The following is an 18,446-nucleotide window of genomic DNA, read 5'->3' on the forward strand; positions in this document are numbered from 1 at the left end:
GCGGTGGCCGGGCCCGCGGCTTCCGGGCGGCCGGTGCCGGTCAGATGCCGGTGCCGTACACGTGGTCGACGGGGATGGTGAGCAGCACCCGGCGGTCGGAGACCATCACCCGGCGGTACTCCGCCCAGTCGGGGTGCTCGCCGGCGGCTCGGCGGTAGTAGGCCACCAGCGCCTCGACCTCCGGCCCCTCGGGGTCGGTGCCCGGCCCGGTCAGAGAGGCCACGCCCTCCGCGGTGGCCCAGGAGCGGCCGTCCGGTCCGGTCACCTCCAGGCTGACCCTGGGGTCCCGGCGGAGGTTGGCGGTCTTGGCCCGCCCGTCCCGGGTGGAGATCAGGAGGGTGTTCGCCTCCCGGTCGTAGAACGGCAGGACGGGGGAGAGCTGGGGCCGGCCGTCCGCCTTGATGGTGGCGAGGATGCCGAGGCGGCTCTTCTCCAGCAGCGCGTACGGGTCGAAAGGTGTGGTGGTCATGGGGGCATCATCGGCCTTCACATCGGTGTGAAGGCAAGGCCCGGAGGGCGTGTTGGGGAAGAGAGGGTCTGTATGACGGCATGACGGGCGGCGTGACCGACGGGCGGGCGGCGTGTACCGGGGCCAACGCGCACCCCTGACGCCCGGTCGGCCGGTCGGCCGGTCGGCGGCTCCGGCCCGGTCGGCGGCCCGGCCCGGTCGGCGGCCCGGCCCGGCTGTCGGTACCGGCTGGTACGGTCGCGCGCATGAGCAGAACTGTGCCCTACACGGGTGAGGAGAAGGAAAGCCTTCGGGTGGCGCTGGAGCGGCACCGCGACGCGGTGCTGTGGAAGGTGCAAGGCCTGGACGACGAGCAGCTGCGGCGGCCGATGACGCCCTCCGGGACCAACCTGCTGGGGCTGGTGAAGCACCTCGGCGGTGTCGAACTCGGCTGGTTCCGGCAGACGTTCGGCCGGGAGATGGGCCCGCTGCCGTTCGACATCGACGCCGACGACTCCTCCGACCTGCGGGTCGAGCCGCACGAGTCGACGGCGGACGTCCTGGCGTTCTACGCGCGGGCCCGGGCGGCCTCCGACGAGACGATCCGGGAGCTGGCGCTGGACGACCTCGGCACCTCCTGGTGGGGCCACGAGGTCTCGCTGCGCTGGGTGCTGATCCACATGACCACCGAGACGGCGCGGCACGCCGGGCACATGGACATCCTGCGGGAGCTGATCGACGGCCGGACCGGGGACCACGACCGGAGCTGACCGGCTCCGGTCCGGTCGGGGTCGCCCCGGACCCCGGTCGGCGCTGGCGCTTCGTCAGCGGGCGGCGGCCCGGGGGAGTTCGGCGTGGCGGACGGCGGGGGAGGCGAAGGCGAGGGCGCCGCCGAGGCAGGAGAGGGCGCCGCAGGCCACGAAGACGGGGGCGGCGCCCCAGGCGCCGATGGCGGCGCCGACCAGCGGGTAGCTCAGCGGGGCGAAGCCGAGCATGGTGAGCATCACGACGGAGGTGACCCGCCCCAGGTAGGCGGGGTCCGCGGCGGTCTGGATCAGGGCGCCGTCCAGGCTGCCGAAGACGCCCGCGCTCAGGCCGACCAGGGCGGCGAGAACGGTGGCGGCCCACAGGCTCGGCACCAGCGCCATGGCCGCCGCGCCGACGCTGCCGGCCAGCAGACTGCCGGTCATGGTCATCCCGGCCCGGGGGAGCCGGCCGGCCACGGCCAGCAGCGCGGCACTGGCGGCGGCTCCGGCCCCGAAGCAGCCGACGATCCAGCCGTAGCCGGAGGGGCCCCAGCCGCGCTCCGCGTTGAGCAGCACCATGCCGACGTTGAGGGTGCCGGCGAGCCCGAGTTCGCAGACGGCTCCGGCGGCGACCAGCGGGCCGATCAGGCGATGGCGGCGGATGTAGCGCAGGCCGTCGAGGAGTTCGGCGCGCGCACCACCGGGCCGGGGCGCGGAGTCGTCCGAAGGCCGTGCGAGAGGGCTGATCCGGACCGTGAGCAGGAGCGGCAGCGAGAGGGCGAAGAGCAGACCCGCCACGGCGAAGGCGGCGGCCGGGCCGCCGAGAGCCATCGCGAGGCCGCCGAGCGGCGGGCCGGCGACCTGGCCGAGACGCATCGACAGCGAGCGCAGGCCGGTGACCCGGGCCAGCTGGTCGGGGGTGGTGATCCGGGGCGGGAGGGCGCCCACGGCGGGGACGAACAGGGCGTCCACGGCGCCGAAGACGAGCGCGACCGCCACCAGGAGCCAGAGCGCGGGCGTGGTCAGCGCGACGGCGGCGGCCACGCCCAGGATGAGCAGGCAGCGCACGGTGTCGCTGCCGAGGATCACCCGGCGGGGATCGAGCCGGTCGGCGAGGACACCGCCGCCGAGCATCAGCAGGGCCCGCGGGGCGGCGCCGGCGGCCATCACCAGGCCGACCTCGGTGGGGCCGGCGGAGCGCTGGGCGGACCAGGCGAGCGCGGCGAAGTAGACGCTGTCGCCGATCAGGGAGGCGGTGTGGGCGGCGAGCCAGCGCAGCACGTTGCCGTCGCGGTGGGCGGGCGGGGAGGCGGCTCGGTTGGGTTGGTGTGGTGCTTCCGCGAGGGCCATGGGGAGGAGCTCCGACGGTCGGTGACCCGGGCTGTGCCGGTGTCAGGGGCGGAAGTGGTCGGCGGTGGAGGTGGTCGGGGGAGGCGGGAATCAGGGGCGGAACGGGAAGCCGTACAGGTGGACGGTCACGTGCTCGCGGCCCGTGGTGTCGCCGGCCGTCCGGGCGGCCCTGCCGCGTTCCCGCCAGCGCCGGGAGACGGCCTGCAACTCCTCCTCCATCTCGGCGAGTTCGGCGGCCGTGAGGTCGAGCATCCACTCCGAGGTGAAGGCCGCGTCGGTCCACTCCTTGCCCCAGGCGGCGCTCTGGCCGAGGTAGCCGCGGTACTGGGCGTCGCGGGATTCGAGCAGGCCCTTGGTCACGGCGTCGACGGCCGCCGCGCCCTCGGGCGTGCCGGTGAGTTCGGACTCGCGGAAGCCCCAGCCCTCCTCGGAGGCGACCTGCCACCACCGCTGCCGGCCGTCGTCGCTCCGGCCGCTCGCCTCGGTCACGAAGCCCTGCTCGGCGAGCTTGCGCAGGTGGTAGCTGACCAGGGACGGTGCCTGGTCGACCTGTTCGGCGAGCTGCGAGGCGGTCGCGCTGCCGGCGGCGTAGAGCAGGCGGTAGAGCTGTATCCGCAGCGGGTTGGTGAAGGCCTTGAGGCGGGACAGGTCGGTGATCCGGTCGGACCGGGGCTTCTCGGGCATGCGTCGACGATAGGTCTGAAGGAAAAATTGCGCAATAAAAATTTCGGATTTCTCGGCCGTGCTCGCCGAGAGGTCGGGTTCGTCGGGGCCGTGGTCCCTGGCGTGCGGGCCGAGGTCAGCGCAGGGTGACCTCGCGGGGCCCGTTGAAGGGGGCCAGGGACAGGACGGTCTTCGGGACGCGCAGCACGTCGTGCTCGGTGAACAGGCGGCGGACGGCGGAGAGGTCGACGGTGTCGACGGTCAGGTGGGCGACCTCGTCGTACGGGGCGTGGGGCGTGTTGGTGGAGGTGGTGCCCCAGGTGTCCCAGAGGAGGGTCTCGACCTTGTTCAGCGCGGCGAGGTCGAGCCGGGTGGAGTGGGCGACGAACCACTCGCCGTTGAGCGGGCCCTGCTCGGGCGGGTGGACGCCGAAGGAGCCGGCGGCGGCCGCGCCGGTGCGGATGGTGCGCCAGGCCCGGCCGGCGACCAGGAAGCGGTCGCGCGGGACGTCCATCGGGTCGAAGCCCACCCGGCAGGCGGCGGCGACCTTCGGGTCGGCCAGCTGCGGGTCGGCGAGCCGCCAGCCGCGCCGGTCGTGCCAGTACTCGGTGACCACGTGGTCGGCGTGGAAGCCGTCCGGGCCCAGGTAGTCGGCGAAGCCGCAGCGCAGCCGGGCCGGGACGCCGACATGGCGCAGGAAGGAGCAGTGCAGCAGGGCCAGGTCGCGACAGACGCCGACGAAACGGTCGGCGGGGGCGCGGCGGTGGTTGAGCGGGGCCGGGTCGCGCTCGGTGATCAGGTGCAGGATGTCGTCGAGGTAGCGCGTCTCGGCGTCGTGGTGGAGCCGGTCCGCCGGAATGACGTGGTGGAACAGCCCCCCTTCGAGGCGGTGGATGACCAGGTCCCGCGCCATCCGGGCCAGTTGGCGCGGATCACCGGGCAGGGCGGCATAGCGGGGGAGGTGGGAGCCAGGGGCGGAGAAGGCGCTCTGCCCGAGGTAGAAGGCGGGCACGGCGGTGGAGGGCACGGGGAACTCCCATGGGGATTCGGCCTCATGATCGATGGCTGGGCCGCTGGCCCTCACCGTGGCAAATTTTCGCGGTGATTGTCCAGAAGAGCCGGACGGGAAGCGACGGTTCGGCGGATGGGGGCGGTCCGGCGGGCGGTCCGGCTTGCGGCACCGGCCCGCCGGCGGTCCCTGGCGGCGCGCGGGCAGGAACGTCCCTGCACTCCCGCGCCGCGCCCACGGGGTGCAATGGCGCCACCTGGCCCATCGTCAAGAGGAGGAGCCCGCCTGTGAAGACGGAGACGAAGGACGCGGACCCGGTCCGGGTGCTGGACGTGACGAGCGCCGACTACCGCCGGGCGTTCGAGCTGTTCCTGGCCGGAACGGACGAGAAGCCGATCACCCACGCCCGGCTGGGTGAGATCGCGGCCGCCCTGCCGCACCGCCGGGTCCTGCTGGACCTCGGCGCGGGCGACGGCCGCACCACCGCCTACCTGGGCCGTTCCTTCGACCGCACGATCGCGGTGGAGCCCAGCGCGGCGATGCGCGAGAAGCTCGGCACGTCCTGCCCCGACGCCCTGATCCTCCCGGAGCCCCTGGACCGGGTCCGCCCGCCCGAGCCCGCCGACCTCGTCCACCTCTCCCACGTGCTCTACTACGTGCCCCAGGCGGACTGGCCCGACACCGTGGGCCGCGCCCTGGACTGGACGGCCCCCGGCGGCACCCTGCTGGTCGTCCTCCAGAACCCGGAGAGCCCCTGCATGCGGATGGCCGCGCACTTCACCGGCGTCCGCTACGACCTCGGCCCCCTCGCCGACCGCCTGCGCGAGCGGCGTCCGGAGCACGAGTACGCCCTGGAGACTCTCGAACTCCACTACCACACACCGGACTTGGCCGAAGCGGTGGACGTCGCGGAGTTCATGGTCAACGTCGCCGACCTGGCCACCCTCGACTCCCGCCCCTCCCGGGCGGCCCTGACCTCCTACGTCCGGGAGCACTTCACGCTCCCGGCCGGCGGCTACGCCATCGGCCACACCCAGGACATGCTCATCATCCGCCGCGCCACCCGGCCCTGAACCCGCACCCCTCGGCCCCGCCCCCTCGGCCCCGCCCCCGCGAACCCCGCCCCCTCGGCCTCGCCCCCTCGCGAACCCCCGCCCTCGATCAAGGACCCCGCCATGCCCGACCGCACCCCGTCCTACCGCGACCTGCGCGCCGTGGTGATCAACTGCACCCTCAAGCGCTCGCCCGAGCGCAGCCACACCCAGGGCCTGATCGACGTCAGCACCGGCATCCTGGAGCGCCAGGGCGTCGCCGTCGACGTCCTGCGCGCGGTGGACCTCGACATCGCCACCGGCGTGTGGCCGGACATGACCGAACACGGCTGGGAGACCGACGAGTGGCCGGTGATCTACTCCCAGGTGATGGCCGCCGACATCCTCACGCTCGCCGGACCTGTGTGGCTGGGAGACAACTCGTCGGTGATGAAGAAGGTGATCGAGCGGCTCTACGCCTGCTCGTCGATCCTCAACTCCCATGGCCAGTACGCGTACTACGGCAGGGTCGGCGGCTGTCTGATCACCGGGAACGAGGACGGCGCGAAGCACTGCGCGATGAACGTCCTCTACAGCCTCCAGCACCTCGGGTACGCCATCCCGCCGCAGGCCGACGCGGGCTGGGTGGGGGAGGCGGGCCCCGGGCCGTCGTACCTCGACCCGGGGTCGGGCGGGCCGGAGAACGACTTCACCAACCGCAACACCACCTTCATGACCTGGAACCAGCTCCACCTGGCCCGCATGCTGAAGGACGCCGGCGGCATCCCGGCCCACGGCAACCAGCGCTCCGAGTGGGACGCGGGCTGCCGCTTCGACTTCGAGAACCCCGAGCACCGCTGAAAGCCGACGTGAAGCGGGAGGGGGCGGCCGGGGCGGCCGGCCCGTCAGTGGCCGAGTTGGGCCGGCCCCTCGGCGGCGATCTTCTCGAAGACCGCGAGGTCGGCCTCGAAGACGGAGCCGGGGACGGGCCAGTGGATGACGATCTCGGTGATGCCCAGCCGCTGGTAGGTCCCGGCCCAGTCGACGAACGCGTCGAGGGACTCCAAGGGCTTCTCGACGGTGGAGCCCTCCATCAGCACCTTGTCGATCGACGCGAAGTCGCGCCCCCGGGCTTCGCAGGCGGTGCGCAGTTTGGCGAGCTGGGCCGCGATCACGTCGGGGGCCTGGTCGACGGGGGTGTTGTCCTGGCCGCGCGGGCTGCCGTAGGTGATCCAGCCCTGGCCGTACTCGGCGGCCAGCCGTATCCCGCGCGGCCCGGTCGCCGCGACGTAGAACGGGACCCGGGGCTGTTGCACGCAGCCGGGGATGTTGCGGGCCTCGACGGCGGAGTAGTACTCGCCCCGCTCGGTGGTCGCGTCCTGGGTCAGCAGTTTGTCCAGCAACGGCAGGAACTCGTCGAACCGGTCCGCCCGCTCCTTCGGCGTCCAGGCCTCCTGCCCCAGCGCGGTCGCGTCGAACCCGGACCCTCCCACCCCGATCCCCACCGTCAGGCGCCCGTCGGATACGTCGTCGACCGTCAGCAGTTCCTTCGCCAGCGTCACCGGATGCCGGAAGTTCGGAGAGGTCACCAGCGTGCCCAGCCGGATCCGCTCGGTCGCGCAGGCCGCGGCGGCCAGCGTCGGTACCGCCCCGTACCACGGCGCGTCCCGCATGCTCCGCCAGGACAGGTGGTCGTAGGTGTAGGCGGTGTGGAAACCGAGATCCTCGGCGCGACGCCAGATCTCCCGGCCTTCGCTCCAGCGGTAGATCGGCATGATCACTGTACTCAGACGCATGGGAAATCGACCTTACGGGAGGCTGTTGCCGCCATGGAGCACGCTCTCCATGGCCATCAGGATGGGTGTCACCGGTGCGGATCGTTCTCTGACGATCAGTTCGAAGCCGTGCCGGCCCCCCGGATCCACAGGAACGAGACCGTGGCCGCCGCGATCAGCAGTCCGCCCGCCGCCACCGCCGAGAGCCGCAGGCCGGTCGCCATGCCGAAACCGGTGGTCGAGATCAGCAGGCCGACGAGGGTGACGCCGAGCGCGCCGCCCGCCTGCCTGCACGAGCTGAGTAGACCCGACACCACACCCGCCCGTTCGGCGGGGACCGATTCGAGCAGGGCCGTCATCATCGGCGGGGAGGCGAGACCGCCGCCGATGCCGATCGGGAGCGTGGCCAGCAGCAGGAGCCAGGTCGGTCCGTGCGAGCCGATCGCCAGGATGCCCATGAAGCCGCAGGCGGACAGGAGTTGCGCGCCTGCCATGGGGTAGCGCGGTCCGACCAGCCGGGTGAGCTTGCCGGCGAGGATGTTCGAGATCAGGACGAGGACCGTCATCGGCAGGAACGAGAGCCCGGTCCTGATGGGGGACCAGCCGTGATCCTGCTGGAAGACGAGCGAGAAGGCGAACAGGATGCCGTAGAAGGAGAAGTTCAGCGCGAACCCGGTCGCCAGGCAGGAGACGAACACCCGCGACCGCAGTTCCCGCAGGTCGACCATGGGGGCGCGGACGGTCGACTCGACCCGCAGGAACCAGAACAGCGCGGCGACCGAGACGAGCAGCGGAACGAGCACCATGGGCGACCGTACGCCCCTGGGTGCGATCTCGATCATGGCGAAGGTGAACCCGGTGAGCGCGGCGATCGCCGCGACCTGCCCGGCCAGGTCGAAGGAGGTGCGCCGCGGGACCGAGCGGGGGGCCCGGGAGAGGCCGGCCACGGTGAGCAGGCCGAACGGGACGTTGACGAAGAAGATGGCCTGCCAGCCGAGCCAGGAGGTCAGGAACCCGCCGGCGATCGGGCCGGCCGAGAGGGCCGCTCCGCCGCCCGCCGCCCAGATCGCGATCGCCTTGGCGCGGGCGGCCGGGTCCGGCAGCAACTGGCGCAGCAGGGCGAGGGAGGAGGGCAGCACGGCCGCGGCGGCCGCGCCCTGGAGGACCCGTGCGACGATCAGGAGCGCGACGTCCGGTGCGAATCCGCAGGCGGCCGAGGCGATCGAGAAGCCCAGCAGGCCGTAGCCGAACAGCCGGGTGGCTCCGATCCGGTCGGAGATCGTGCCCGCTGACAGCAGCAGCCCGGCGAAGGCCAGGGTGTAGCCGGCCACCACCCACTGCAGGTCGGACAGGCTCGCGTGCAGGCGCAGCCCGATGTCCGGCAGCGCCACGTTCACGATCGTCGCGTCGAGGTTGATGAGGAAGAAGCCCAGACAGGACGCGAGGATGACGACTCCGGTCCGGCTCCCCGCACCAGGACCCGGCTTCGCGGGCTCGGTCGGTGTGTCTGCCTTCTGACCGAGGGATCCGCTGATCATGTTCGATTCAACCCTTCGTCGTTCTGGTCGGCGCGCGGAGCGCTGGTGGTTCCGGTGGCTCGGGTGGGGCCGGCGGCCTCGATCTGGACCCGGTTGTCGTGGAAGACGGCCCCCCGGCCCAGGTCGGCGTCGCGTTCGTCCACCGTGGTGTTGACGCCCGCTCCGCCGGTCAGCTTCGACCAGTGTCCCTTCGTGGTCGCGGCGACGCCGGGGCGCACCGTGTCGCTGACCCTGACCAGGGCCTCGAACGAGCCGCGGTCGTTGAAGATCCGGGCCGTCCGTCCGTCGGTCAGGCCGCGTCTCGCGGCGTCCTCGGGGTGCACGGCCACCGTCGGCCGCCCGGCGCGCTTGGCCAGCGCGGGCCGGTTGGCGAAGATCGTGTTCATGAAGTAGTGGGAGGCGGCCGCGACCAGGACCAGGGGGAACCGCCGGGCCAGCTCCGGATCGTCCACCTCCCGCGCGGGGGTGAAGCCCGCCACCCGGTCCAGGCCCGCCGCCTCGGCCGCGGCGGACACGAACTCCAGGCGCCCCGAGGGCGTGGGGAAGCCGTCCCGGAAGAGGATCTGGTCCGCCGGATGGTTCAGGCGCAGCCAGCCCTCGGTGCGCAGCCGTTCCACGGTGATGCCGTCCAGTGACGGGTGACCGCCGGCCAGCAGTTGGCGCACGAGTTCGTCGTCGGAGTCGTACAGGCTCGGTTCGGTCAGTCCCATCCGCCGTGCCAGGCGCCGGAAGATCTCGGTGGCGGGCAGGCACTCCCCGGCGGGTGCCACGGCCGGCTCGTTCCAGCCGAGGTAGAGGTGGCCGTAGCCGGTGTGCACGTCCAGGTGCTCGGTCTGCATGGTGGTGGGCAGCACGATGTCCGCGTAGTCCGCGGTGTCGGTCGGGAAGTGGTCGATCACGACGGTGAAGAGGTCCTCGCGGGCCAGGCCGCGCAGCACGCCGCTCTGGTCGGGGGAGCTGGCCGCCGGGTTCGCGCCGTAGACGAACAGGCACTTGACCGGCGGGTCGTCCAGGGCGAGCAGGCCCTCGGACAGGCGGGTCATCGCCAGGCTGCGGACGGGCGCCCGGCGCAGGTCGTCCCGGCGCAGCGCGGCGAGGTCGCCGCCGAAGGACCCGCCGGTCGAGTACGACAGGCCTCCGCCCAGGTGCTTCCAGTCGCCGGTCACCCCGGCCAGGCAGGCCAGCAGGCGCAGCGCGGCGCCGCCGCCCGCGTGCCGTTGCATCCCCATGCCGGCCCGGATCGCGGTCGGCCGGGTGCGGGCGAGCCGCTCGCCCAGGGCGCGGATCTGCTGTTCGGGCACGCCGGTGACGGCGGCCGCGCGGGCGGGTGGGAACGCCAGGATCCGCTCACGGAACTCATCCCAGCCCAGGGTGTGCTCGGCCAGGTAGTCGCGGTCCTCCGCCCCGAGCGAGAGCACGACGTGGAGCAGCCCCAGGACCAGGGCGCCGTCGGTGCCGGGGACGAGGGCGCAGTGCTCGTCGGCCTGCTTCGCCGTCCGGCTCAGCACCGGATCGATCGCGACCACATGGGCGCCGTTCTCCTGCGCCTGCCTGACGAAGCGCCACAGGTGGTGGCCCGTGGTGAGGGTGTTGACGCCCCAGAGCAGGATCAGCCGGGAGTGCGCCAGCGACTCCGGGTCGATGCCCTGCTTGGTGCCGGTGGCGAACCGGACGCCCTCGGTGCCGGCGACCGAACAGATCGACATGTCGTGACCGGACGCGCCCAGGACGTTCCACAGCCGTGCGCCGGCCGGGCCGCGCATGCCCTGGAGGTGGCCGAGGTTCCCGGTGCCCCAGTACGGCCAGATCGCCTCCCCGCCCCAGGTGTCCCTGACGGCCGCCAGGCGCTCGGCGATCTCGTCGAGCGCCTGGTCCCAGGTGATGCGTTCGAACGTGCCGGAGCCCTTGGGCCCGGTCCGTCGCAGCGGATGGAGCAGCCGGTCCGGCGCCGCGGTGTGCTCCAGGTACTGGTTCACCTTCACGCAGAGCGTGCCCTGTGTGAACGGGTGGTCCCGGCGCCCTTCGAGCCGCACGGCGACGCCGTCCTGGACGGTGACCGTCCAGCTGCAGCCGTCCGGGCAGTCCAGCGGGCAGGCACCCGGAACCCGTTCGGGGGCACCGCTCCCGGTGGCGGCCGTCCGTCCGGTGCGTCGTCCTGGCACGGAGCTCACCGGCCGGCTTCGGCCGCTCGGCGCACCACCTGGTAGAAGCCCTCGATGCCGTCGATCGGGACGCTGTGCTCGGACCTCAGCGGCGTGTAGTCGTCCTCGGTGTAGCTCCCGGTGGCGTTGACGAGGATGTCGCGGTCGCCGACCAGCCCGCGGTCGATTCCGTTGAGCACCCCGGTCAGGGCCATCACCAGGCTCCACTCGCGCAGCTTGCGCGGATCGGAGGGCAGCTCGACGCCGCCGGTCACGCCGAGCAGGTCACGGATCTCGTTGTAGCGCCGGAGGCACTCGTGGAGCGACACGACGATCCCGGCGCCGCCGTTCTCCCGGATCAGCGGGTTGATCTGGGCCGTCGAGGCCGGGGTCCGCGAGTAGAAGGTCGCGTCGAGGTGCTCGGCGGGATCGAACGTGGTGAAGGGGAAGTGCGGGTCCTGGTCCTGGACGTAGATGCCGTCGGACTCCCGTTGCCGGTAGGCCGGGACCAGGTCCATGTCGAAGGAGTCGTGGTAGAGGCTGAGCACCATGTCCGGCGCGCCCAGGTGCTGGACCAGCATCAGTTCGAGTGCCGGCAGCTCCACGCCGAGCTCGGCCAGTTCGTTGCGGCCGTGCCGCAGGCCCAGCAGGCCCATGGCGCTCGACACGGCCTGCGCGTGCACCCGGCGGCGGCCGGTGCGGGGCATCAGGTCGTTCTCCACCAGGGCCCGGACCATGTCCGCCATCATGTAGTTGCGCAGTTCGAGGGTGTGCCACAGCCGCACCCCGTGCTGCGAGTGGAACTCCTCGGAGTAGCGCGGCATGAACTCCGCGATCATCAGCTTCACGTGCATGGGGACCTCGACGTCCAGCACGGCCATCGGGTTGAGCTCCCGCAGCCGGGCGTCCTCGCTGAGCCCCGAGCCCCACAGCTTGTGCCGGGAGGCCTCGGGCGAGACCGTCGCGACCTGCAGCTCGGTGTCGCGCACCAGCCCGACCGAGACGGCCCGCTCCACGGCGCTGCGCAGCGCCGTCCCCTTGTTGCCGGACGACGGCGAGATGAGGAGGACCCGCTCGCCGGTGGTCCGGATGTGGTTGACCGCGCGGGCGACGTTGATCATCGAACCGAAGGTCTTGCTGGTCCGGGTCGCGGGATTGCCGATCAGGTTGAACAGCCGCAGCGAGCAGTCGCCGTACTCCCCGAGATCGGCGATGCCGATGCCGGAGGGCTGGAGGAACTTCTCCATCGTCGCGTCGAGGACGGGCAGGTCGAAGTCGGGCAGGAACAGCTCCGAGGGGACGAAGTCCTCCGACTGCCGGTACCCGTTCATGGAACGCTTCAGCACGTCGTAGTAGTGCGCCAGGGCGTTGTCTATGCGGTTCACGGCTGCCTCTTCGCTCGTGGGGCCGGTCGGTGGTCGGCGGGCGGTGTCTCCTGGCGCGCGCGAGGTCCGTGGAGCGCGTCCCAGAAGCCGTCCAGCCAGACGACGATCTCCCTCATGACGACGTCGTTGTGGTCCGGGCGCATGGCCCTGAACTGGTAGGTGCTCTGGGCGGCGGCCGCCGGCCCGAGCACGGTGATCCCCTCGACGGGCCGACCGTCCTGCCCGATCGAGCGTGACCCGGGGTCGAGGTCCAGGTAACCGGGGACGAAGGTCTCCTGACCGGGTGTCGTGTTGCGCCAGAGCCGGGCCAGCTTGCGCTCGACCAGACGCCGGTAGAGCGGACGGACGTCGTGTTCCGCGTCGAAGGGATGGACCTTCCCGTCGAGAAGCACGTCGAGCGGTGCCCGCAGGGAGGTCCGCCCGCCGCGCAGGAGGTACGTCCCGTTCTCCTCGTCGAGCTCCACGGTCGCGCCCGGCCCGGCCGAGACGTCCAGGGCCCCGTGCGCGATCAGCGCGCGGATCTTCTTCATGACCTCGGGCGCCGCGCCGCCGGCGAGCTTGTTCTGCCACCGGCGGTGACGGTCCAGGAACTGGCGGTGCGAATCGGCGCTGAGCCCGCCGCCGTCCACCGCGTGACTGATCACGGGTCGCAGGTCGCGCCAGACGCCGTCCACGCCGGCCTTGTGCGGATTGTCGAGATTGCCCTGCTCGGCCCAGGCGAGATCGCGGTCCAGGAAGTCCAGGTACGCCTGGCGGAACTCGTCCGGCTCGGCGCCCGCCCGAGGACGGACGGGGTGGAGCAGGGTCTGCCAGTCGAACCGGTTGAGGGCCGGATCGGTGTCCAGCCGCCAGGGGGAGTCCCGGGGGACCGGGGGGCGTCGGCCGCCCTCCGCCGCGGCCAGTGCCGCCGCGGCTGCCGGCGGTCCGAAGACCACCGTGTACCAGCGTTCCAGCGCCGCCCGGGCGTCCAGACCCGGTACGGTGCCATCGGCCTCGCCCAGCGTCAGCTCGCCGGCGAGGACGGCGCTCAGCGCCGTGCCGACGCCCGCGGCGACCGCCTCGGCTCCGGTGACCAGGCGCTCCACTTCGGCGCCGTCCTCGGCGGGGCCGACCGGCCCCGCCAGGAAGCGCTCGTAGTCCTCCCGCGCGCCCTCGGCCACGAGTTCTCCGACGGCGGGCCCGAACAGGGTGCCGTAGTGCACGTACGCCATCTCCAGGACGATCAGCGGCATCACGTGCGCCTCGAAGTCCAGACGGCGGCGTTCGCCCTCGGCGACGCGCAGGCCGGAGGCCTCCCGGACCCGGTCGACCGCCTCCTTCGTCAGGAACCGCCCCCGGTGCGGGCTCCGCTTGCGGCTCAGCGCCCGGGTGTAGGGGAACATCCCGCTGGGGCTGAACGCGTAGACCTGGGCCGGCTCCGTCCCGCAGGCCTCGTAGCGCAGACGGTCACCGTCGGGGAGGAACTTCCCGCCGCGTCCCTCGGTGAGGTACAGGACCTGGTCCATCGAGGTGAGCCCGAGCCCCGCGCAGCCGACCGTGGACTCGGCCGAGGGCATCCGGGCCGAGAGGTGCTCCTGGAGCGGATAGGCGCTCGGCGCGTAGACCGCGCCCGTGCGCTGGGAGAAGTCGAGGTAGGCCTCGGGGCCGGCCTCGCCCGTGTGCTCGTTGCTGGAGTGCCCGGTGACCAGCAGCACCTGATCCGCGGTGCAGCGCACGCCCGCCGGCGAGACCACGTCCATCCGGCCGTCGGCGGTCGGGGCCAGGTCGACGACCTCCTCGGGGTGCAGCTCGACGGTGACGCCGGGCACCGCGCGAAGCTCCGCGACGTAGGTGTCGAACATCTCCCGCAGCGCCAGGCCGTGCTGGCGCCGCCTCGGTGAGTCCGCCGGCCCCAGGTCGAACGCCGGATCGCCCGTCCGCTCGAACCGCGCCCGGCACCATTCGTGCAGGTTCGGGCGCTCGTGCGGAGCCCGGACCGGGTCCGCGCCGGTCACCGTCGGGTCGGCCGCGAACGAGACCTGGTGGGCGGCCCGGTTGAGGTAACTGGTGTGCGGCTGGTTCACGCTGTAGACCTGCCCCGACCCGAACTCCCCGCTCAGCTCGAACACATGGATCGCCAGCCGTCGGCCGTCCAGTCGGCCGATGGTCGCGGAGAGGCGTTCGAGCGCGTACGTCGCCCTCGGGCCGCCGCCCACCACGGCGAGCGCGAACGCCGAGGACCGTCCCGTTTCTCGCGGTTCCGGGATCGTCATGCCCGCGCCGCCCGACCGAAGCGGGCGGCGGACTCGGGCGGCGCCAGCGCCGGGCGGCCGAGCGCCGCGTCGGAGCCCGATCGGATGAGGGCCCGGATGAAGTGCGGCCCCGGCTCCGCCTGTGCCCGGCGCACCGCCTCGCCCAGTTCCACGAGCCCGTCGACCAGTGTCTGGCTCCGGTACCCGCACGCGGCCGCCACGGCGCCGAAGTCCACTCCGGCGGAGAAGGTGGGCTGCCCGCCCGTCGACTCGTAGGCGCCGTTGTCGAGCACCACGTGCGTGAACCGGGTCGCCGTGCTGCGGCCGATGCTCGCCATCGCCTCCATCCGCATCAGCACCGCGCCGTCGCCGTCGATCACGGTCACGAAGCGCTCCGGGGCGTTCAGGGCGACGCCGAGGCCGATGCTGGAGGCGCACCCCATCGAGCCGACCACGTAGAGGTTGCCGTCCCGGTCCCAGTCCCGCTCCAGCTCCCGCCCGGTCTTCCCGGTGGTCGCGACCAGCAGCGTGTCCCGGTCGCAGGCCCCGACCACCGCGGCGATCGCCTCGCTGCGCAGCGCCAGGCCCTCGGCCGGGGCCGCCTCGGCCTCGGCCGGGGTGTGGGGCAGCAGGGCCCCCTTCGGCACGATGAACGCGAACGGCAGACCGGTCTCGCGCATGTGCGCGTCCGCCCGCTCCAGCGCCGCCGCCAGCTCCGTGAGGTCGGTGGGGAAGAGCTCCCACCGGGTCTCCATCGCGTCGAGCAGCTCGGGGGTGATCCGCCCCATGAGCTGGTGCTGCGGCTCGTCCGGCTGCCCGGGGCGTCCGCGCCAGGTGACCAGCAGCAGAACCGGGACCCGCAGTGTGTGGCAGAGCGAGGTGAGCGGGTTGACCGTGTTGCCGAGGCCCGAGTTCTGCAGGATCACCACGGGCCTGCGGCCGGCCAGCCGGGCCCCGGCCGCCAGCGACACGGCCTCGCCCTCGTTGCCGGCGGCCCAGTACTCACCCGGGTGCTGCTCCTCGAGGACGCTGATCAGCGGCCCGAGGAACGAGCAGGGAACCCCGTAGAAGGGGCCGACGCCCGCGTCCAGCAGGGTCTGTGCGACCTCGGCGGCCGGGAGCGGCCGACCGGGCACGGTGGGTGTGGTGAGGACGTCCGCGCTCACCGAACGGTCCCGGCGGTCTGGGCCGGCCGGCGCACGAAACGCTCCTCCGCCGCCAGGAACTGCCCCATGCCCTGCAGGTCGAAGACGGTGCTGAGCGGAGAGATCTGGTCCTCGATACCGGTGGTGCGCCCCTCGCGCAGGATGGTGTCGAAGGCCGCGCTCATGGCGGTGATCGCCGCGCGCAGTCCGTGGTTGGCGTAGATGACCAGCTTGGCGCCGGCATCGGACAACTCGTCGGCGGTGACCGTGTGGTACGTCGTCGGAACGACCGCCACCGGCTGCGGCATCCGCCACAGCTTGAGGAAGTCGAGCACGGGCTGCGGCGAACTGCCCTTGGCGTGGATCAGCACCATGTCCGCGCCGGCCTCGGCGTAGGCCTCCCCGCGGCGGAGCGCCTCGTCCAGGTCCCAGCCGGCCACCAGGGCTTCGAGCCGGGCGATCACGACCAGGTCAGGACGGGACTGGGCGCTCTTCGCCGCCGCGATCTTGTTGCAGAACTCCTCTGCGGGGAGCAGTTCCTGACGACCCGGTATGAAGCTGTTCACCTTCGGGAAGCACTTGTCCTCCATGCAGACCGCGGCGATTCCGGCGGCCTCGTAGCGGCGGACCATGTGCATCACGTTGCTCGCGTTCCCGTAGCCCGCGTCGCAGTCGGCGATCACCGGCAGGGGGATGCTCGCCGCCATCGACTGGGCCACCGCGAGCAGTTCGGTCATCGTGAGGATGTCGGCGTCCGGGAGCCCCTGCGAGGCCGAGATCTCCAGGCCGCTCGACCAGACGGCGTCGAAACCCGCCCGCTGGGCCAGCCGGGCGCCGAGCGGATTGTGCGCGCCCGCGGCCCGGACGGGGCCGGGCCGCTCCAGCAGGGCTCGGAACGCGGCCGAGGCGCTCGCCCCGGCGGAGGCGGCCGGGGAGACCGGGGCGGCGGGCCCGGCGTCGAGCCCTGCTTCACGCTCGCCGGGGGCCGACAGGGGGCTGTGGTCGGCAGTCATCAGGCCAATTCCTTCCGTAGATGCGAATGGGCACGTACTGGGGGACTCCCGCTGACGCTCGACGCGGAACCTGGTCCGGACATCGGGTCAGCCGAACGGTGCGCTAGGGGTGAACTCGTATACGTCGAACGAGTCCTGACGGACAGGCACAAGATGTCGATGGGAGTCGGAGTGGCGTGTGGATCATTCCCGACCGATTGTGATCGCGTCAACTCCTAATTCGCTCAGATGTTGCCTGGTAGCGGGCGGGTCGCCATGCTTGCGCCCCTTGGTCACTGACTGTCTGTCAGTCATTCAGGCAGATGTCATCCTTTCTTCTTCAGGATGTCGCTTGAGGATCCGTCGGCGTTGCCGTGCGGATGTCCTGCGGGGCCGTGATGTGCGTGTGCGATCAACCGGCGTGCCGCCCGGCGATCGCCCCGCGTGCGATGGAATCCCGACATTCCACTTCTGCCGGGATCCGCCGGCGGCTGACATGCGGGGTGGAAACGCGATCCTCGACTCCCTTGGCCAGTAAGCGCACGTGGGTCGGGTGGCGTTCCTCGCGGTGACGATCTCCTTCACCTTCTCCGTGAACAGGAGGTCGGCCGTGGGATCGGCGGTGATGAAGCCGCATGGCGTGAAAACTGCCCCGGGGAGGTGGGTCGACCACCATCGAAGTGCCTCGGATACCGCTTCTCCCGGTGCGACCTGACGGACTGTCCGTGACTTGACGAGGATCTCGGACGGCGCTTGTGGGACCCCGGCCCGCTCCACACAGTGAGGGTGGCGATCAGCGCTCGCGGGGATCTCCCCGAGCTCCTCGCCATATGACGCACCATCAGTCGTCCTTCGCCAACCCCCAAGGAGCATCTCTGTGTTCTCCCGCAGCGTCGACGACGCCGTCCCCGCCGCGTGGGGCACCGGCACCGGCCGCCGAGCCCTGGTCGAGGCCGGGGGGACGGGCTTCGCCTACGCCGTGACCCTGGTGCGTCAGGGCACCACGAGCGCTCCGCGGTACCGCGACCACCCGGAGGCCTGTTACTGCGTCGCGGGCTCCGGCGAGGTCGTCGAGAAGGACGGCACCCGCCACAGGATCACGCCCGGCGCCATCCACATCCTCGACGAGCGCGATCCGCACCACTTCGTGGCCTCCGACCACGAGGACCTGCACCTGGTCTCGGTCTTCAACCCGTCGATCGTCGGGAAGGAGCGGCACACCCTCTCCGAGGACGTCCACTCCCGGTCCTGACCCGGCGTCGAGCATCCGCACCGGCCGTGCCGCGGGACAGCGGGCCGGTGTCCACGCGCAGCCCGTACCCGCGGTTCCCGGAAGGAACCGGCACCGTCTCCGGCGGTCCGCTCGCAGTCGAAGCCGTTCCGCCACCCGCACCGAATCACTGAGGAGTCCCCATGAACGCCACCATCGCGGCGCTCGCCGCCGACCCTGCAGTGCTGGACATCGACGAGGAGGTGCGCGAGGCCCTGCACGAGGGCCGTCCGGTCGTCGCCCTCGAATCCTCGGCCATACCACACGGATTGCCCTACCCGGCCAACCTCGACCTGGCGCTCGGCATCGACTCGGCGGTCCGCGCGGCCGGCGCCGTCCCCGCCCGGGTCGCGCTGATCGACGGCCGGATACGCGTGGGCATGACCAAGGAACAGCTCGAACTCTTCGCCTCCGACCCGGCCGTGTCCAAGGTCAGCACCCGGGACATGGGCATCACCCTGGCGCGTGGCGGCCGCGGCGCCACCACCGTGTCCTCCTCCCTCGTGGCGGCCGAACTGGCCGGAATCCCGGTGTTCGCGGTCGCGGGCATCGGCGGGGTGCACCGCGACGCGCCGCACTCCTTCGACATCTCCGCCGATCTGGTGCAGTTCACCCGCAGCCGGGTCGCCGTGGTGTGCGCCGGCGCCAAGTCGATGCTGCACCCCGCGTGGACCCTGGAGTGGCTGGAGACGGCGGGCATCCCCGTGATCGGCTACGGCTGC

Annotated in this window: 16 protein-coding genes; 5 read left to right on the forward strand and 11 right to left on the reverse strand. The window is 72.3% G+C overall.

The window, feature by feature from the left end; genetic code table 11:
* Window positions 1-40: 40 nt before the first annotated feature.
* Window positions 41-469, reverse strand: a complete 429-nt coding sequence (locus ACFRMQ_RS21415; RefSeq protein ID WP_380732109.1) for a PPOX class F420-dependent oxidoreductase — start codon at window positions 467-469, stop codon at window positions 41-43.
* 245 nt (window positions 470-714) lie between these two features.
* On the opposite strand from ACFRMQ_RS21415, the gene ACFRMQ_RS21420 reads away from it, so the two are divergent.
* Window positions 715-1,218: a DinB family protein gene (locus ACFRMQ_RS21420; protein WP_380732110.1), complete on the forward strand. Its 504-nt coding sequence runs from the start codon at window positions 715-717 to the stop codon at window positions 1,216-1,218.
* 54 nt (window positions 1,219-1,272) lie between these two features.
* Here the strand turns inward: ACFRMQ_RS21420 and ACFRMQ_RS21425 are convergent, their stop codons facing one another.
* The 3 genes from ACFRMQ_RS21425 to ACFRMQ_RS21435 form a co-directional block, all read right to left on the reverse strand.
* Complete coding sequence (locus ACFRMQ_RS21425; protein ID WP_380732111.1) at window positions 1,273-2,544, reverse strand: MFS transporter; 1,272 nt, start codon at window positions 2,542-2,544, stop codon at window positions 1,273-1,275.
* A 90-nt stretch (window positions 2,545-2,634) separates the two neighbouring features.
* Window positions 2,635-3,228, reverse strand: coding sequence for an ArsR/SmtB family transcription factor (locus tag ACFRMQ_RS21430; RefSeq protein ID WP_380732112.1), 594 nt, complete (start codon window positions 3,226-3,228; stop codon window positions 2,635-2,637).
* Window positions 3,229-3,343: 115 nt separating this feature from the next.
* Window positions 3,344-4,234, reverse strand: coding sequence for a transglutaminase-like domain-containing protein (locus ACFRMQ_RS21435; RefSeq protein WP_380732113.1), 891 nt, complete (start codon window positions 4,232-4,234; stop codon window positions 3,344-3,346).
* Between the two features lie 269 nt (window positions 4,235-4,503).
* Here ACFRMQ_RS21435 and ACFRMQ_RS21440 point away from each other — a divergent pair, with 269 nt between their 5' ends.
* Window positions 4,504-5,289: a class I SAM-dependent methyltransferase gene (locus ACFRMQ_RS21440; RefSeq protein WP_380732114.1), complete on the forward strand. Its 786-nt coding sequence runs from the start codon at window positions 4,504-4,506 to the stop codon at window positions 5,287-5,289.
* A 102-nt stretch (window positions 5,290-5,391) separates the two neighbouring features.
* Window positions 5,392-6,108 carry a flavodoxin family protein gene (locus ACFRMQ_RS21445; protein ID WP_380732115.1) on the forward strand — a complete coding sequence of 239 codons (717 nt, stop codon included), beginning with the start codon at window positions 5,392-5,394 and terminating at the stop codon, window positions 6,106-6,108.
* A gap of 44 nt (window positions 6,109-6,152) precedes the next feature.
* Here ACFRMQ_RS21445 and ACFRMQ_RS21450 read toward each other — a convergent pair whose 3' ends face one another.
* The 7 genes from ACFRMQ_RS21450 to ACFRMQ_RS21480 all read right to left on the reverse strand — a co-directional run bounded on the left by ACFRMQ_RS21450 (window position 6,153) and on the right by ACFRMQ_RS21480 (window position 16,475).
* The gene (locus tag ACFRMQ_RS21450) at window positions 6,153-7,043 is read right to left on the reverse strand and encodes an LLM class flavin-dependent oxidoreductase (protein WP_380732116.1); all 891 of its coding nucleotides are present in this window, start codon (window positions 7,041-7,043) and stop codon (window positions 6,153-6,155) included.
* Between the two features lie 95 nt (window positions 7,044-7,138).
* Window positions 7,139-8,560 carry an MFS transporter gene (locus ACFRMQ_RS21455; RefSeq protein WP_380732117.1) on the reverse strand — a complete coding sequence of 474 codons (1,422 nt, stop codon included), beginning with the start codon at window positions 8,558-8,560 and terminating at the stop codon, window positions 7,139-7,141.
* Window positions 8,557-10,722 (reverse strand): molybdopterin-dependent oxidoreductase, encoded by a 2,166-nt coding sequence (locus ACFRMQ_RS21460; protein WP_380732118.1) that lies wholly within the window; start codon window positions 10,720-10,722, stop codon window positions 8,557-8,559. The genes ACFRMQ_RS21455 and ACFRMQ_RS21460 overlap by 4 nt, the downstream gene beginning before the upstream one ends.
* A gap of 5 nt (window positions 10,723-10,727) precedes the next feature.
* Complete coding sequence (locus ACFRMQ_RS21465; protein WP_380732119.1) at window positions 10,728-12,086, reverse strand: DUF6002 family protein; 1,359 nt, start codon at window positions 12,084-12,086, stop codon at window positions 10,728-10,730.
* Window positions 12,083-14,338: an FAD/NAD(P)-binding protein gene (locus ACFRMQ_RS21470; RefSeq protein ID WP_380732120.1), complete on the reverse strand. Its 2,256-nt coding sequence runs from the start codon at window positions 14,336-14,338 to the stop codon at window positions 12,083-12,085. Before ACFRMQ_RS21470 ends, ACFRMQ_RS21465 begins: the two co-directional genes overlap by 4 nt.
* Window positions 14,335-15,483: a phosphonopyruvate decarboxylase gene (gene aepY / locus ACFRMQ_RS21475; protein WP_380732122.1), complete on the reverse strand. Its 1,149-nt coding sequence runs from the start codon at window positions 15,481-15,483 to the stop codon at window positions 14,335-14,337. The genes ACFRMQ_RS21470 and aepY overlap by 4 nt, the downstream gene beginning before the upstream one ends.
* A complete protein-coding gene (locus tag ACFRMQ_RS21480) occupies window positions 15,480-16,475 on the reverse strand; it encodes an isocitrate lyase/phosphoenolpyruvate mutase family protein (protein WP_380732123.1) in 996 nt (331 codons plus the stop codon). Before ACFRMQ_RS21480 ends, aepY begins: the two co-directional genes overlap by 4 nt.
* 856 nt (window positions 16,476-17,331) lie before the next feature.
* Between ACFRMQ_RS21480 and ACFRMQ_RS21485 the strand changes: the two genes are divergently transcribed.
* Window positions 17,332-17,706 carry an ectoine synthase gene (locus tag ACFRMQ_RS21485; RefSeq protein ID WP_380732124.1) on the forward strand — a complete coding sequence of 125 codons (375 nt, stop codon included), beginning with the start codon at window positions 17,332-17,334 and terminating at the stop codon, window positions 17,704-17,706.
* A gap of 161 nt (window positions 17,707-17,867) precedes the next feature.
* The coding region (locus ACFRMQ_RS21490) for a pseudouridine-5'-phosphate glycosidase (RefSeq protein WP_380732126.1) at window positions 17,868-18,446 on the forward strand (579 nt) is incomplete at its 3' end.

Origin of the sequence: Kitasatospora sp. NPDC056783 (assembly GCF_042789895.1) — a bacterium.
GTDB lineage: Bacteria > Actinomycetota > Actinomycetes > Streptomycetales > Streptomycetaceae > Kitasatospora.